Genomic DNA, 15,524 nt, shown 5'->3' with positions numbered 1-15,524 from the left:
ACAGACAGCGAAGTCGTACACGTCGGGATCGACGCCGGGGTCATGACGCTCACACTCGACTCGCCGGGCAACCGCAATGCGTTGAGTCGCGCGCTGGTGACCCAACTGTCGTCGGGACTGACGAGGGCGGCGACCGATGAGAGCGTGCGGGCCGTCGTGCTGACACATGCGGGCGGAACCTTCTGTGCGGGTGCCGATCTCGGCGAGGCGCTCAAGCGGGGCGCCTCTGCCGAGGAGGCGTCTGCCGAAGCGACGTCGTCGATGGTCGAGTTAATGCGCACGATCCTCGAGCTGCCCAAACCGGTGATCGCACACGTCGACGGGCATGTCAGGGCAGGAGGTTTCGGCCTGCTCGGTGCCACCGATATCGCACTTGCCGGACCGAAGAGCACCTTCGCGCTGACCGAGGCCCGGCTCGGCCTTGCACCATCGGTGATCTCGCTCGTGCTGGTGCCGAAGATGACGGCGCGAGGTGCTGGTCGATACTTCCTGACCGGTGAGAAGTTCGACGCGTCGGTTGCGGCGTCGATCGGAGTCATCACGCAAGCGTGTGACAGCACGGAGGCTCTCACGCAGTCGTTGGGGGAGATCCTCGACGGCATCCGACGTGCGTCGCCGGTCGGCCTCGCCGCGTCGAAGGAACTCACCACCGCGTCGGTGCGCGACGAGTTCGAGCGGTTGGCGCAGCGTCGTGCACTGGAATCGGCGACATTGTTCGCTGGCGACGACGCACGCGCGGGGATGGAAGCGTTTCTGTCCAAGGGGCGGCCGCCGTGGGATCTGACCGCAACGCAAGCCGACACCGGAGCTACGAGAACATGACGTCTCCGCGTACGACGACAAACCGTGAACCACAGCAGGAACGGTCCCGCCAGACGCGGGAACGGTTGCTGCGCTCGGCCATTCAGGTTCTGGCTCACGAGGGATGGGCGTCGGCAACGGTGGCCGCGGTCGCCCAACGCGCGGGGGTGTCCAGAGGCGCTGCGCAACACCACTTTCCCACACGCGAGGCATTGATCTCGGCGACGCTCGAGCAGATCTTCGACGACCTCACCCTCAACGCCGACACGTTGATTCGCCCCGACGCGGACGAGTCACGGCGCGTGCGGATAGCGGTCGAGCAGGCCGTGAGTATCTACACCGGGACCGAATTCAAGGCGTCGCTGCAGATCTGGGCGGCGGCAGCGTCGGATTCGGCGCTACGCGAACTGATTCTGCCGATGGAGGCCAAGTTCGCGCGAGCGGCACATCGGGTGACTGTTGCCGCACTGGACCCCGACGGCACGAACCCTCGGGCACACCGCGTCGCACAGGTGACACTCGACCTCGCACGCGGTCTCGGACTGGCGGACACACTGTCGGACGATGCACGACGCCGCGCGCAGGTGGTCGACACCTGGGTGGAGATGGTCACCGATGCGCTCGACGTCGACTCTCCGGACAGGTGAGATCAGCTGGCGGTGGGCTCAGCATGCGGTCGGCTACGCGCGCCGCGTGTGCCGAGCCAGTACACGCCCGCTGACAGCGCGGTCATCCCGATGAAGACGACCACCACACCGAGCGTCATCGACAGGTACCCCTGACTTCGCGGATCGATGAACGGGTACGGGTACCAGTCGACGATGGGGCCTCGCGTCAATGTGTAGACGCCATAGACGAGTGGGAACGCCAGCCAGGTCAACCAGGAGAGGGCAGGCAGAACCCTAGGTCGGAAGACTGCCCAGTCGATGAGCAGAACGAGCGGGATGAGGCGGTGCAGCACGGTGTTGGTCCACTCGCCGGAGAGATTGACGTCGATGTGCGACAACAGAAGTGCGTAGACGATCGCGGTGATCAGCATCGCGGTGGTCACTGCGCCGCGAAACCACTGCCACCACAACCCTATTGGCGTCAACAGTGCACCGCCGAGCAGCACGATGGCCGCGCCGACGTTGCTCAGGATGGTGAAGTAGCTGAAGTAGTTGGCGAAGCCGAAACCATCGGACGCGGTGACCGGCACGTATGCGATCGCAGCGATGCCGACGACTGCGGCGACGAAGCGAAGGACACGTACCCACAACTGACGGTCACCTCTGCTCACGCCTCGCATTGTGCCAGTCGCGCCGCACGTCTTTGACCCCGCCGTGTTTGCCCCCGCCGTGGACGACAGCGAGCAGGTCGCCCGCGTGCGGTTGGAGATCTAGTCGCGGGGCGTCGATGTGCGACGCGCCGTGCTGCGTTGTGCGAGTGCGCCGTCGACCTGTGCGGTGATGACGTCGCGGATGTCGAAGTCGGCGGAATGGCCGGCCCAGTCGGGTAGGAGTCGGCTGACCGTCGGAAACTCGGTCAGGTCGCTGTCGTCGATGGATTGGTGCCAGGACACCTCGTCGGCGGACCGCCTGGAAAGTGTGTCCTGCCACTGTAATTCCGAGGCAACGAGGTACCAGACGGCTCGCCAGGTGTCGAGCGCCGCGCCGTCGTCGAGTCCGAGTTCGGATGCGGCCGAGAGGAACGCGTCGGCGAGGGCAAGCGCGGGCGTGCCGACGATCATGCCGTCGCGGAGGATCGGCACGACCCACCCGATGCTGCGCATCTTCTCGTACATGTCGACACCGATGGCGATCATGCGGTCACGAGGAGCGCCCGTCGGTTCGGCCCACGGGATGCGTGCCGCGACGTCGCTGAGTGCCAGGCCGAGCAGCGCTGCCTTGTTCGGAACGTAGTTGTAGAGGGTCATCGGCTTGGTGCCCATGTCGGCGGCGAGGCGACGCATGCTCAGCGACTGCGGTCCGTCCTGCTCGAGGATGCGGATTGCCGCGTCGACGATCTCGTCGAGTTGGAGGGATCGGGCTGCGGGCATCGTCCCATCATCCCATCGCCGTGCCCTTGGCGAGGCGACGCTCGGCAGCTATGATCACGTACTAGTACGTAAACGTACGCGTACGTGAATGCGGATCGAGTGATGGGCAGAGGAGGATCGATGGCAGATCAGGAGACGGCCCGGGTTGATGGTGGTGTTGCGCAGGGTCGCGGTGCGCTCATGGCAACCGTGTTCCTGCTGCAATTCCTTGTGGCAATGGACATGTCGCTTGTCAACATCGCGTTGCCCGCCATGCGTGCCGATCTCGGATTCACGGACGCGAGTTTGCAGTGGGTCGTCACCGCGTACCTGTTGACCTTCGCTGGGTTCATGCTTCTCGGCGGGAGGATCGGCGATCTGTGGGGGCGTCGAACATCGGTACTCGTCGGGTTGGGTGTCTTCGCGGTAGCGAGCATCGTCGGCGGATGTGCCGGGAGCGCAGGAGTTCTCGTCGCCGCGCGAGCGGTGCAGGGTGTTGCGGGAGCGCTGTTGGCTCCAGCGTCGTTGGCGCTGGTGGCCACCATCGGCGACCAGGCCGTGCGCGCACGGGCGATGGGTCTGTGGGGCGGTGCCGGTGCGGCCGGGGGTGCGCTGGGCGTGGTGCTCAGTGGTGTGCTCACGCAGCGGTGGTCGTGGCGAGCGGTCCTTCTCGTCAATGTGCCGATCATCGCGATCGCGGTATTCGCGGCGCTGCGCGGAGTTCCACGTCGCGACGTCGCACGCACTGCGCGACTGGATGTTCCCGGCGCGGTCGCCGTGACGCTCGGCGTGGCTGCCCTTGTGTATGCCGTCAGCGCGGGAGGCGATCACGGGTGGGGATCGTGGCAGGCAGTCGGCGGATTCGTCACCGCCGCAGTGCTGTTGGGGATCTTCGCGGTGATCGAGCGATCGGTGTCGCATCCGTTGATGCCGCCGAGCCTCATGCGGGAGCGAAGTGTGCTGGGCGCCAACGTGTTCGGATTCATGATCGCGGCAGGACAACTTGCCGCCTTCTACTTCTGCTCGCTCTACATCCAAACCGTGTGGGGTGTCGAGAGTGCGGTGACGGGAGTGCTCTTTCTGCCGTTCTGTCTCTTCGTCGTCGTCGGAATAGCGGTGGCACAACGACTTTCTGCGCGCATCGGAGCGCGAATGGCGATCGTTGTCTTGGGAGTGGTTGCCGCTATTGGCCTCGGGCTGTTCGCGACGATGCCGGCGCACTTCGATTTCTGGCTCGGAATCCTGCTGCCGTCGGCCGTCACGGCTGTCGGGATCGGCGGTTCGATGGTGCTGATCGGAGCGGTGGCAACCGAAGGGGTGTCGCCCGACGACGTCGGCGTGGCCTCGGGCGTGGTGAACAGTTCGCGGCAACTCGGCGGCACCATCGGATTGGCGGTCTTGGTGGCCGCCGCCAGCGGGTACGCGCTGCCGCGCGAGGGGTTTCAGGCGGGGTTCCTGCTCGGCGCGGTCCTGCTGGTGGTCGGGAGCGTCGCGGCGTGGCTCATCCTGCCGCGGCGTCGGAGCGTCGAGGTAGCGAGGGCGTCGGCGTAGGCGCCCGGTCGATGGTCTCGAGCGCCCAGTCGGCGCTCTCGAGCGCCCAGTCGGCATGCTGGGGCGCCCGGTCGATCTCGTGTCAGCTGTTCCGCTCGGCGATGACGCGGGCGGTGGCGGCAGGGTCGGGGCGGTGTCCCGCGGATTCGGGAACGCGCACGAGTTCGGCCCCGGTGATCGCTTCGGCCAGGCGAGGCGCGGCAGCTTCGAGGAGCGGGAAGGTGTCGGAGCCGAGGAGGATCGTGACCGGCATCGCGACGGTGAGCATCTGGGGGGTCGGTTGCGAGAAGTCCCGCGCGATCGTCGCGTCGTAGACCACCGACTGGGCGATTGCCAGCAGGCCGTCGAACATCGGACTGTTCCGGATCTGCTCGACGATCGCAGGTGGGAGGCCGACGCCTTCGAGTTGGAACGTGGTCACGGCGTCGGCGCGCTGGCCGTCGTCGACCATCTGTTGGAGCCTGTCGGGGAGGTCGGTTGCGGGGTCGTCCTCGCCGAAGCGAAACGGAGGTTCCGAGAGGAAGAGGTGGTCGATCGGTACGCCCCGCGACGCGGCGAACAGTGCGAGGATCGCGCCCGATGAGTGCCCGAGCACAGCGGCCGTGCCGCCGGTTGCGGAGATGACGGCGGCCAGATCCTCGGCCTCGCGATCCGGCGAGTACGGCCGGGTGTCGCCGCTGTATCCACGGGCGCGTCGATCGAAGACGACGCCTGTGAAGCCCGCGTCGGCGAGTGCCTGCGCGAGGGGCGCGGCGTCGGACGCTTTCGACATCGCACCGTTGACCACGACGACCACAGGGCCGGTGCCAATCGTGTCGTACGCGATGGGTGTGCCGTCTTCAGATGTGACGTGGGCCATACCACCATTCAACCAAAATCAGCCCCGTTCGACGTCCAGGAGATACTCGCGGAGACGATCCCGGTGCCTGCTCACCCACCAGACACCGAACCGATGGGCGCCGTACCAGATCGCTGCGGTGACCAGTACAGCCAGCATCGCGCACAGCGCGAACTCGGTGTCGGTCTGTGCGGTGTCCCATCCCTGGCGGTTCGTGAGCTTCCAGATGGCTACCGGCGCGACGACGATCAGGGCGAAGGCGAGCGGGAAGATCAGGTTCGGCATGGCGATCAACAGCCCCCAGCGGACGATCACCTGACGGAAACGCCGCCTGTTCTGCCAGCGCCATCGGAGAGAGCGCTGGTGGTAGGGAAACGTGACGCCGACCAGGCCGCTCACCGCGAGCGCGCCGAACGGCACCACCGCGACCGCGAGTATGACCTCGATGGCGAACCGCCAGTGCGTGTGTTGCGTCATCGCGATTGCCACCGCGATGACGGTGCACAGCGGGCCGATGATCAACCAGACCGCCACGACCTTCGCGCGCAGCAGTGCGGTGAGCTCGGCGGGATCGTCGATAGCTGCGAGAGCTCGTTCGGGGTCGCTGGTCAGCACATTGGTGACGAACGCATCGGTGTACATCCATCCCGCAAGCGCGTACGGGAGGCCCTCCGGACCGGTGAAGGTGAAGAACCACGAGCGGGGAACCACGTACCAGAGAAACAGCACGATCGCTGCGCTCGACGCCACGGACAACAGGAGATCGCCGGGATGCCGCACGATATGCGTGACTTCGGCTCGGATCGCGGCACGCGTGGTGGGTGTGACCGCCTGCATGCGGTGAGGATAGTTGGTCGAGCTGGGGATTTCCGGCAGCCGTCTCAGGTTCCGTCGGCTGCGGGGGTGCCCACATCACCGTCGGCGTCGGGTTCGCCAGAATCGACGTCGTCAGCAGCTTTGCGATGAGTGCGGATGACTTCCAGAGACTTCACCGTGGCCGCGAGAAGAGGTACTCCCAGGACCATGCCGAGCAAACCGGCAGCGGTGCCCGCCACCATCGTCGCGAGCAACACGGCCATCGGGTGAAGCTGCAACGACGAGCCGAGCGCCCACGAACTGACGGCGCTCTGCACGGTGCCGTTGGAGATGACGAAGGTGATGGCGAGAATCAGTGCGGCAGTGGGACCGTTGGAACCCAACGCGATCAACACCACGAACGCCCCGGTGATCCAGGCGCCGACGAACGGGATGAAGGAGAGGAAGAAGTAGAGCACGAAGATTGGAATTGCCAGCGGCACACCGAGAATCACCAGCGGGACCATGAAGATCGGTGCCGTCAGCACAGCCGTGAGCGCTGTGCCCCTGAAGTAGCCGCGAACCGATTGTCGGGTCACGCTGACGACCCCGTTGATCTCGGCCGGATCCGCGCCGGTCGTGCGTGCGAGGAATGCGGGAAAACGGTCGGCATCGCGCAGCGCGAAGAAGAGGAAGAAGAGTGCGAAGAAGATGCCGATCAGCAGCGTGATGGCGCCATAGAACGTACTGCTGAGCGATGCGAGAGCACCGAGCCCCACCTCGCGGGTGTGACTCTCGAGCGCGGTGCGCGCGTCCTCGAGCCACCGCGGGTCGATGTCGAGGTCGCCGACCCACCGTGTGAACGAGTGCCAGCCGAGCAGTGCTTGACCGTAGATGTCCGACCACTGGTCGATGACGCCCCAGATCACGATCCCGACCGTGCCGGCGCCGACGAGGATCGCGACGAGCAGCGCGAGGAACACCGCGACGGTCGACGGCACACCCATGCGGGTCAGTCGAGCGACGAGCGGTTCGAGTACCACGCTGATGATCACCGCGACCACGAGCGGGATCAGGATTCCACTCACCGCACCCAGCGCAAGCGCAGCGACGACTACGAGGGCAATGATGCCGAGTACGCACCAACTCGTCACCCCGATACGACGCAGATTCAGCGTCGCCTTCGGAGCGGGATTCGCGGTAGCTGACGAGGCCGATGGCTCATTCACCTCAGCAGGCTATCGGCAGCGCGCCGAATCGGCGCCTCGAATGGAACGGCCCGGCCGCGTCGGGGTGTCCGTCGCGGCCGGGCCGGGTAGGCGACGGTGTCACGGAGTGGGCGAGCCGTGACACCGAGGGGCGATCAGTCGTCGTGGATGATCACGCCACGGATGTTCTTACCGTCGCGCAGATCTTGGTAGCCCTCGTTGACCTGCTCGAGCGTGTAGGTCTGGGTGACCAGTTCGTCGAGCTTGAGCTGACCGGCGTCGTAGAGGCGGAGCAGACGGATGATGTCGTACTGCGGATTGGCCGAACCGAACAGTGAGCCCTTGATGGTCTTCTCGTTGAGGGTGAGGTCGATGCCGGGCCAGTGCACCGTGAACTTCGCGGGACTCGAGAGTCCTACGATCACGACCTGGCCGCCCTTGCCGATGGACCCGATCGCCGCGGAGACCACGTCTTCGTCGACGGTGCCGACGGTGACGATCGCGGCATCTGCACCCTGTCCCCAGGACAGTTCGGTGATCTTCTCCTGAGCTTCGGCCGCAGATGCGAAAGCGTGTGTGGCACCGAACTTCACTGCGGTGTCACGTTTGAACGCGACCGGGTCGACGACGATGACGTACTTGGCTCCGGCGTGTACAGCGCCCTGCACCGCGTTGATGCCGATGCCGCCGATGCCGTAGATGACCACGATGTCGCCCGCGCGGACGTTGCCGGCGTAGACCGCCGAACCCCACCCGGTAGGCACACCGCAGCCGACGAGGACGGCCTTGTCCAGCGGCAGCCAGTCGTCGACCTTGACCACGGAGTGCTCGCTGATCGTCGCGCGCTCGCTGAACGTCCCCAGCATGCACATGCCGCCGAAGTCCTGGCCGCCGCCGTGGAAGCGGAACGTGCCGTCGGGCAGCATGCCCTCGAGAATGGTTGCGCCCATGTCGCACAACGACTGTCGGCCCGTTGAGCAGTAGCGGCACGTGCCGCAACTCGGTACGAACGAGCAGACCACGTGATCGCCCGGCTTGACCTTGGTGACGCCCGGCCCGATCTCCTCGATGATGCCCGACCCCTCGTGGCCGCCGACCATCGGATAGCGCGGTGGCAGGTCACCATCGGTGAGGTGCAGATCGGAGTGGCACAGGCCCGCGGCGGTGTACTTGATCAGCACCTCGCCTTCCTTCGGGCCGTCGAGGTCGAGCTCCATGATCTCGAACGGCTTGCCCGCGTCGAGCAGTACGGCGGCTTTGGTTTTCACGGTTGTATCTCCTTGCAGATCAGGGCTAGATCAGAGTGTCGAATCAGAGCGCGACGTTGACGGCCTTGGTCTGGGTGTAGAGCTCGATGGCCGACTGGCCCAGCTCGCGTCCCCAGCCCGATTGCTTATAGCCGCCGAAGGGCATCGCGGTGTCGAAGCCGTTGTACTGGTTGACCCACACCGAACCCGCCTTGATCTGACGAGCGGTCTTGTGCGCCTTCGACACGTCGGTGGTCCAGATGCCCGCGGCGAGCCCGTAGATCGAATCATTGGCTGCCGCAGCGACTCCCGTGTCGGCGTCGAACGGCAACGCCGCGACGACGGGACCGAAGATCTCCTCACGAACGATGGAGAAGTCGGGCTCGACGTCGACGAACACTGTCGGCTCGATGAAGAAACCCTCGTCGCCCCAACGCTTTCCGCCGGTCAGTGCGCGAGCGCCGTCGGCTAGGCCCGCCGCAAGGTAGCCCGAGACGCGGTCGAATTGCTCCTGGCTGACAAGCGGTCCGAGTTCGGTCGTCGGATCGAGGCCCGGCCCGATCTTGGCCTTCGACGCCGCTTCTGCGACAGCGGCGGTGAAATCGTCGAAGATGGGTCGTTCGACGAACAGCCGTGTTCCGGCGACGCAGCACTGGCCGTGGTTGAACATCCACGCTGCGACCGAACCGGCGACGGCCTGCTCGAAGTCGGCGTCGGCGAAGACGATGTTGGGGCTCTTGCCGCCGAGTTCGAGTGAGACCTTCTTGAGGTTGCCCTTCGACGCCTCGACGATCTTCTTGCCCACCTCGGTGGAACCGGTGAAGGCGATCTTGTCGACGTCGTCGTGCGCGGCGAGTGCGGCGCCTGCGTCGCCGAAGCCGGTGACGATGTTGACGACGCCGGGCGGGAAGCCCGCTTCGGTGAACACTTCGCCGAGCAGCAGAGCCGTCAGCGGGGTCTGCTCGGCCGGCTTGAGAATCACGGTGTTGCCCGCCGCGAGGGCCGGGGCCAGCTTGAACGACGCCATCAGGAGCGGGAAATTCCACGGGACGATCAAGCCGCAGACACCGACGGGCTCACGCAACGTGTAGGCGTGGAACTCGCCACCCGGGACGAACGGCATCGAGACGTCGACGGTGCTGCCGGTGATCTTGGTGGCCAGACCGGCGTTGTAGCGGAAGATGTCAGCCGACCATGCGGTGTCGACGGCGGTCGCGATGGTGGCGGCCTTGCCGTTGTCGAGGGCTTCGAGCTGACCGAACTCCTCGGCGCGCTCGTTGAGGATGTCGCCGACGCGCCAGAGCAGACGCTCGCGCTCGTTGGGCTTCTTGCGCGACCACGGGCCGTCGTCGAATGCCTTGCGCGCGGCGCGGACGGCGCGGTCGATGTCGGTGGCGTCGCCGCGGGCGACCGATGTCAGCGTGCGTCCGTTGGCGGGATCGATGGTTTCGAAGGTCTCACCGGATGCGGCGGTGACCCACTCACCTCCGATCAGCATCGGTCGATCGGTCGAGATGAAATCCCGGACCTTGGTTGCCAGTTCGGGTGCTACAGCGGTCATGCGTCCTCCTGCTCGAGCGTGCAGATCGTGATCTGCGTCATAGATGCGGATCTGTCTATAGTTCTGCCACTGCTCGCATGGGACGAAGTGTCCAGAAACTGAACACTGCGATGAACACGCATTGACCACTGCCGCGGTGGGGTGATCCGCGGGTGGTCGGTCGTTACCGGGACGCGACAATCAGCGCTGCGTCTGCGTGGTCGGGTTGTGCGCCGCACTCAACCCACATCGCGCGGCAGCAGATCGGTGAGCTGACTCGGCTATCCGAGTGGAGTCCGCGGCAGGGTGCCCACTGTGTGCAGCGAGATGTCGACGTACTTCTCCGCCACCATCTGTGGGGTCAACGGTCCGTCGTCGTGAAACCACCGCGGGATCGATTGGCACATGGCGAGTACCGCTCTTGTGGTTTCGGCGACATCGCTGACGTGCATGACGCCTTTGGTTGTTCCGGTCTGCACGATGTCGAGGACCAGATCTTCGATCCCCTTGCGAAACACGCGATACCGCAACCGGTTCTCAGGGCCCGCATACCGGATCTCGCCTTCGACGGCCGCCAGTCGGACCCGACTCGTCATGACCAGGACGATCGATTCGATGACGTTCGCCAACTCGGTCACCGGGTCGCCCGCTGCGGCAGCCCGTGCGGCGTGGGCGCGCGCGAGCACGTCGCCGGTCGAGTACTCGAGAAGCGCCAGCAGGATGCCCTCTTTGCTCTTGTGGTGGTAGTAGAGGGCTGGGACCGTGACACCGACCTTCGCGGCGATCTGCCGCACGGAGGTGCCGTGAAATCCGTTGTCGTAGAACGCCTCGAGAGCTGCCTGGAGAATGGGCGACAACTTCGGAGGGTCGACGCGGCGCCACCCGGACGGCGTCGTCTCAGCATCCGCTCCCGCGGTTGATGCTGGCATGAGGACCCTAACTATCGCTCGATAAGTTTGAGTTCATCGTAGCGCGAGAGGGTCGTCAGATCCCCAGTGCGCGGATGCGCGCGTAGAGGGTGGTGCGGCTGATGCCCAGGTCGCGGGCGGCATGCACCTTGTTGCCGGTGTGTCGGTCGAGTGCTTCCAGGATGGCTGCGCGCTCGGCTTGTTCGCGTCCGGAGAGGTGGGCGGCCCGGCTGGTCGTGCGATGGTCGGCAGGCAGATCGGCGGGTTCGATCGCCCGCGCGCCACGGGCATCGCACGAGCGCACAGCGCGTCGCAGCACCGAGGACAGTTCGACGAGATTCCCGGGCCACTCCTGGCAGACGAGGGCCTCGAGCGTCGGCGCGCTGACCGAATGCACCGGGGGTGAACCAGATGCCGCGTGTGAATCGAGTGCAGAGCCCGAGGTGATGTCGCCGAGTATCTCGTCGACGATGTCGGCCAGTTCGGAGGTGCGGTTGCGCAGCGCGGGGACGTCGAGACGCGCGGCGCACCTGGCCGTCAGTGCTGCGACGGTGGTTCGCGCCTGGTCCGGCGGTCCGGCGACCAGGACGAGCGGCGCTGCCTTGTCGGCCGTGCGGCACGCGGCCGCCAGGATGGTGAGCGACCTGTCGTCGAGCAGGTCGACGCCGTCGACGATCAGCGCGCGTGAGCGGCGTCGTGAATCGCCGATCAGGGTGCCGATGTCCGGCTGATCGCCGGTGATCAACAGCTCGGCGACGTCGACGGTCGTGGCGTCGGGTCCGGCCATCGAGCGGGCCTTGGTGCTGCGTCCGGTTCCGGGCTCTCCGGTGATCGCGATGGTGGCCTGCCGCGTCGACGGCATGTCGGTGCAGGCCATCGTCCGTGCGGGCGATGTGCTGGGCCGCAGACCGAACAGCGCCGCCCCGCGGGCGCCCACGACAGGCGTGGCGAGCACCTCGACGCCGGCTCCGGACGCAAGGACCAGTTGCAGGGTCGTCTCCCGGAGGGCAGGGTCGGCGGCGATTGCACGCAATGCGGCGATGTCTGTCGGCGAGAGCAGTTCTGCTGCACGCGAATTGGTGAGCTGTAGGTCTTCGCTGATGGCTGCGACCGCGACGTCGCGACGGGGTGCCGCGCGCTGGAATGCGTCGAGAACCCGACGCTGCTGTGCGCGCGAGCGGTCGAGGAGACGGTCGGCGATGTCGCCGACGATGCCGGTCACGAGGGGCACCGACAGGGGGTTCATGCGATCGGCGATCTCCGTCATGCACAGGATGCCTGCGAGGCGACGGGTGGCCGGATGGATGATGGGCGCGCCGAAACAGCTGAGCGACTTGAACTGCTCCAGGTAGTGCTCGCGCCCGTTGACGGCCAACCCTCGACGTATCTCCGCGGGCGTGCCAAGAGCCGTGGTGCCGACGGTCTCTTCGCCGAGGTCGACGCCGGGTGTCGCGCCGACTCTGTCGAGTGCGCGGTCGACGGTGGTGCCGAGGCAGACGCGGGAGACCATCCGGCACTCGTGGTCGACGAGCAGCAGTGAGGTGCCGGTGTCTGCGAGCCGTGCGGCGGCGTCGTCGAGGACAGGGCGCGCGGCGTCGAGGAGGACATCCGAGCGTGAGGCGTCGTCGACGAGTTCGGGTAGCGGGCTGTCGGGTTGTACGCCGGACAGCGCGGAGCGGCGCCACGACTGCGCGATCACTGCGCGTTGCGGCGCACTCACCGATGAGGCGAACGATGTGTCGATGGTCACAACATCGCACAGAATCGCCGCGAAGGAAAGGTTGGGTGCCCGGCTCGGTGCCGGATGCGCACACTGACCCGTCCGCGGCCGAACTGTTCACTACGGTGGGGGAATGGCAACTCCGGCACCTGACGGCGTCCAATTCACAGACGACGTCGAATCAACTGATGACGTCGAGTCCACCGATATTGCAACCTTCGACCCGCCCTGTGGTCGGGTCGTCGGCACCGTTGACGGTCCGGTCGTTCGCGCGCGGGCCATCCCGTACGCCCGTGCCGATCGGTTTGCGGCGCCGGAGCCGGTCGCGCCGCGGACGGTTCCGCACCGCAGTGACGCCCCCGCGGCCGCGTGCCCGCAGGTGTCGAGTCCGCTGGTGACGATGATGCTCGGCGGTCCGGCGACTAGCATGGTCGCCGACGAGGACTGCCAGCGGTTGACCATCACGCGGCCGACGCGGGAGTTCGACGCCCCGCTGCCGGTGATGGTGTGGGTGCACGGCGGATCGTATGTGCTCGGCGCAGGAGACGAGCCGCACCACGATCCGACCGCGCTGGTGTCCGAGCACAACGTGATCGTCGTGGCAGTCACCTACCGGCTCGGTGTGCTCGGGTTCCTCGGCGACGGCTCGCAGGAGCGTCCGGCCAATCTGGGGCTGCTCGACCTCATCGCAGCGCTGGAATGGGTGCACGAGAACATCGCGGCGTTCGGCGGCGACCCCGATCAGGTCACCTGCGCCGGGCAATCGGCAGGCGCCGACGCAGTGGCGCACCTGATGACCGTGCCGCGTGCCGCCCGGCGCTTCCGGCGGGCGATCCTGCAGAGCGCACCCTTCGGCATCCGCTGGAACCGCAGCGACATGGTCCGCGACATATTTGCGCGCACAAGCGAGTTCGACGCCGAGACGCCGATCGGCGCCATTCTCTCGACACAGCAGAAACTGATCGTCGACGGACCGCGGTACGGGCTGACGGGGGCGATGCCGTTCGGCGTGCAGTACGGGATGGAACCGCTCCCTGCGGAGCCAGACGTCGAGGATGCGTGGGCGGCGTCGGCTCCAGACATCGACCTGCTCGTCGGCTGCACCCGCGACGAGATCGAGTTCTTCGTCCCTGGCGTCCCGATCGCCGAGACGGCGTCGCACTTCCCGGTGTTGGGCAGACCGATTCGACGAATCGCCACCTCGCTGATCACGCGCAAGGTCTACACCGCCCCGACCGCCGACTTTGCACGCAAGCACGCGGCGGCGGGCGGCAGCGTCGTCGACTATCGGTTGCATTGGCACGCACCGGGAAACGCGCTCGGAGCCGCGCACTGCGTCGATCTGCCGCTGCTCTTCGGCGTCGAGGAACAGTGGGCGGGTGCGCAGTTGCTCGAGGGTGCGACGTGGCCGCAGGTCGAGGAGGCCGGGCGGGTACTGCGCGCCATCTGGGGTCGCTTCATCCGTGGTGAGGATCTCGGCGAGCGTCAACCCGACGACGCGCGATCGGTGCTGCGGTATCGGCGGGCGTCGGCGTAGGTCGGCGGCGTCTGGGCACCACGACCTGACTAGCGTGGTGTGCATGCGCGTGGCGACCTGGAACGTGAACTCAGTCAAACAACGTATCCCGCGATTGCTGCCGTGGCTCGACGAACGCTCACCCGACGTGGTCTGCCTGCAGGAGACCAAGCTTTCCAACGACGTGTTCGACACCGTCCTCGGCCCCGAATTCGCCGAGCGCGGTTACCAATTCGCGCATGTGGGCCAGGGGCAGTGGAACGGGGTCGCGATCTTGTCGAAGGTCGGACTCGACGACGTCGTCGCCAACTTCGACGGTGCGCCCGGCTTCCCTGACCCCGCGTCGGCGCCGGAGGCCCGCGCGGTGTCGGCGGTGTGCGGGGGAGTGCGCATCTACTCGCTGTACGTACCCAACGGCCGCGAACCCGACTCGGATCACTACCACTACAAGCTGTCGTGGCTGGAGCGGTTGCGCGAGGTCGTCGCGGCCGGGACGAGCGTCGACGCGCCGTCGAACACGATGCTGTGCGGCGACATGAACATCGCGCCCGCCAACGCTGACGTCTACGACCCCGCTGCCTTCGCCGGCCACACGCACGTGACGGTGGCCGAACGGTCGGCGCTCGAGGACATCGAGGGACTCGGCCTGCACGACGTCGTGCGCGACCGCTGGCCCGACGAGCGGGTGTTCAGCTACTGGGACTATCGGGCGGGCATGTTCCACAAGGACCTCGGCATGCGGATCGACCTGATCCTCGCCGGCGCCGACGTGGCCGCCCGGGCGAAGGCCGCGTGGGTCGACCGCGCCGCCCGCAAGGGCACCAAACCCAGCGATCACGCCCCCGTCGTCGTCGACCTCGACACCGCTCCCGACGGCGACATCGGCCCGATGGTGCCCCCGCCGTCGAACCCCGCCCGCAAGGGCGCCACCGCCCGCCTGCCGCAAGCGAAGTAGGCGCCCGGGGCCCACCCATAACGCCAAATGTGTGTCGTATCGAAAGATGTGGGTGCTGCAGCACACAGATCCTTCGGTTCGACACACATCTAGCCCGGCCGTGATGCTGCCGTGCATGCGGGTCGCAAGGTCTGGCTCGAGCCGGGGTGCGTACACAATCGTGACGTCAGCGGGGCGCCGAGGAGATTATTGTCTCGGCGTCGCGCTGACGACCGAGTTGTGTACGCGCGCTGCGGAGTTGGCGGTCTGGCGGGCGTCGGGCAAGGTGTCGCGCGGGCCCCGACCAGCGGCCGGGCGCCCCGCTGGTCGAGCGGGCGCGAGCGCAGCGAGCACCCAGGTCGAGACCACTGCGCGCGGCGGGTGATCTCGACAGGCTCGATCGGCGGGGTGGGGCTCGATCGGCGGGCCGGGCCCGACTGCGAAACAGC

General features: G+C 66.7%; 14 protein-coding genes. 5 read left to right on the top strand and 9 right to left on the bottom strand.

The features are described from left to right. Both GOSPT_RS12810 and GOSPT_RS12805 read left to right on the top strand, forming a co-directional pair. Window positions 1-822, top strand: an 822-nt coding sequence (locus GOSPT_RS12810; RefSeq protein WP_005206617.1) for an enoyl-CoA hydratase family protein, incomplete at its 5' end; no start/stop codon positions are given. Then, on the top strand, window positions 819-1,448 hold the full coding sequence (locus GOSPT_RS12805) for a TetR/AcrR family transcriptional regulator (protein WP_005206616.1): 630 nt from the start codon (window positions 819-821) through the stop codon (window positions 1,446-1,448). The genes GOSPT_RS12810 and GOSPT_RS12805, both read left to right, overlap by 4 nt. Window positions 1,449-1,450: 2 nt before the next feature. Here the strand turns inward: GOSPT_RS12805 and GOSPT_RS12800 are convergent, their stop codons facing one another. Both GOSPT_RS12800 and GOSPT_RS12795 read right to left on the bottom strand, forming a co-directional pair. Continuing rightward, window positions 1,451-2,080 carry a Pr6Pr family membrane protein gene (locus GOSPT_RS12800; RefSeq protein ID WP_231895164.1) on the bottom strand — a complete coding sequence of 210 codons (630 nt, stop codon included), beginning with the start codon at window positions 2,078-2,080 and terminating at the stop codon, window positions 1,451-1,453. Between the two features lie 99 nt (window positions 2,081-2,179). Further along, the gene (locus tag GOSPT_RS12795; RefSeq protein ID WP_005206614.1) at window positions 2,180-2,839 is read right to left on the bottom strand and encodes a TetR/AcrR family transcriptional regulator; all 660 of its coding nucleotides are present in this window, start codon (window positions 2,837-2,839) and stop codon (window positions 2,180-2,182) included. Between the two features lie 120 nt (window positions 2,840-2,959). Here GOSPT_RS12795 and GOSPT_RS12790 point away from each other — a divergent pair, with 120 nt between their 5' ends. Beyond that, a complete protein-coding gene (locus GOSPT_RS12790) occupies window positions 2,960-4,369 on the top strand; it encodes an MFS transporter (RefSeq protein ID WP_005206613.1) in 1,410 nt (469 codons plus the stop codon). Window positions 4,370-4,451: 82 nt separating this feature from the next. Here GOSPT_RS12790 and GOSPT_RS12785 read toward each other — a convergent pair whose 3' ends face one another. From GOSPT_RS12785 to GOSPT_RS12755, 7 genes are all read right to left on the bottom strand, one after another. Beyond that, the gene (locus GOSPT_RS12785) at window positions 4,452-5,228 is read right to left on the bottom strand and encodes an alpha/beta fold hydrolase (RefSeq protein ID WP_005206612.1); all 777 of its coding nucleotides are present in this window, start codon (window positions 5,226-5,228) and stop codon (window positions 4,452-4,454) included. A gap of 18 nt (window positions 5,229-5,246) precedes the next feature. Beyond that, complete coding sequence (locus GOSPT_RS12780; RefSeq protein ID WP_005206611.1) at window positions 5,247-6,044, bottom strand: hypothetical protein; 798 nt, start codon at window positions 6,042-6,044, stop codon at window positions 5,247-5,249. 44 nt (window positions 6,045-6,088) lie between these two features. Then, window positions 6,089-7,231 carry an AI-2E family transporter gene (locus GOSPT_RS12775; protein ID WP_005206610.1) on the bottom strand — a complete coding sequence of 381 codons (1,143 nt, stop codon included), beginning with the start codon at window positions 7,229-7,231 and terminating at the stop codon, window positions 6,089-6,091. A 134-nt stretch (window positions 7,232-7,365) separates the two neighbouring features. After that, window positions 7,366-8,478, bottom strand: coding sequence for an NDMA-dependent alcohol dehydrogenase (locus GOSPT_RS12770; protein WP_005206609.1), 1,113 nt, complete (start codon window positions 8,476-8,478; stop codon window positions 7,366-7,368). Between the two features lie 43 nt (window positions 8,479-8,521). Beyond that, window positions 8,522-10,018, bottom strand: a complete 1,497-nt coding sequence (locus tag GOSPT_RS12765) for an aldehyde dehydrogenase family protein (RefSeq protein ID WP_005206608.1) — start codon at window positions 10,016-10,018, stop codon at window positions 8,522-8,524. Between the two features lie 260 nt (window positions 10,019-10,278). After that, on the bottom strand, window positions 10,279-10,926 hold the full coding sequence (locus GOSPT_RS12760; RefSeq protein WP_005206607.1) for a TetR/AcrR family transcriptional regulator: 648 nt from the start codon (window positions 10,924-10,926) through the stop codon (window positions 10,279-10,281). Between the two features lie 55 nt (window positions 10,927-10,981). Further along, entirely contained in the window at window positions 10,982-12,655 is a 1,674-nt protein-coding gene (locus tag GOSPT_RS12755) for a sigma-54-dependent Fis family transcriptional regulator (RefSeq protein WP_005206606.1), read from the bottom strand. A gap of 103 nt (window positions 12,656-12,758) precedes the next feature. Between GOSPT_RS12755 and GOSPT_RS12750 the strand changes: the two genes are divergently transcribed. Together GOSPT_RS12750 and GOSPT_RS12745 are read left to right on the top strand one after the other, a co-directional pair. After that, window positions 12,759-14,162 carry a carboxylesterase family protein gene (locus GOSPT_RS12750; RefSeq protein ID WP_005206605.1) on the top strand — a complete coding sequence of 468 codons (1,404 nt, stop codon included), beginning with the start codon at window positions 12,759-12,761 and terminating at the stop codon, window positions 14,160-14,162. A 43-nt stretch (window positions 14,163-14,205) separates the two neighbouring features. After that, the gene (locus tag GOSPT_RS12745; RefSeq protein ID WP_039855905.1) at window positions 14,206-15,096 is read left to right on the top strand and encodes an exodeoxyribonuclease III; all 891 of its coding nucleotides are present in this window, start codon (window positions 14,206-14,208) and stop codon (window positions 15,094-15,096) included. Window positions 15,097-15,524: the final 428 nt, after the last annotated feature.

The sequence above is a fragment of the Gordonia sputi NBRC 100414 genome (genome assembly GCF_000248055.1).
Lineage (GTDB): Bacteria > Actinomycetota > Actinomycetes > Mycobacteriales > Mycobacteriaceae > Gordonia > Gordonia sputi.
This window is presented reverse-complemented; position numbering and strand designations above follow the sequence as displayed.

Coding starts and splice junctions, on each gene's coding strand:
- GOSPT_RS12760 (WP_005206607.1), bottom strand. CDS start 10,926: ATGCCAGCATCAACCGCGGGAGCGGATGCTGAGACGACGCCGTCCGGG.
- GOSPT_RS12765 (WP_005206608.1), bottom strand. CDS start 10,018: ATGACCGCTGTAGCACCCGAACTGGCAACCAAGGTCCGGGATTTCATC.
- GOSPT_RS12780 (WP_005206611.1), bottom strand. CDS start 6,044: ATGCAGGCGGTCACACCCACCACGCGTGCCGCGATCCGAGCCGAAGTC.
- GOSPT_RS12805 (WP_005206616.1), top strand. CDS start 819: ATGACGTCTCCGCGTACGACGACAAACCGTGAACCACAGCAGGAACGG.
- GOSPT_RS12785 (WP_005206612.1), bottom strand. CDS start 5,228: ATGGCCCACGTCACATCTGAAGACGGCACACCCATCGCGTACGACACG.
- GOSPT_RS12750 (WP_005206605.1), top strand. CDS start 12,759: ATGGCAACTCCGGCACCTGACGGCGTCCAATTCACAGACGACGTCGAA.
- GOSPT_RS12795 (WP_005206614.1), bottom strand. CDS start 2,839: ATGCCCGCAGCCCGATCCCTCCAACTCGACGAGATCGTCGACGCGGCA.
- GOSPT_RS12745 (WP_039855905.1), top strand. CDS start 14,206: ATGCGCGTGGCGACCTGGAACGTGAACTCAGTCAAACAACGTATCCCG.
- GOSPT_RS12790 (WP_005206613.1), top strand. CDS start 2,960: ATGGCAGATCAGGAGACGGCCCGGGTTGATGGTGGTGTTGCGCAGGGT.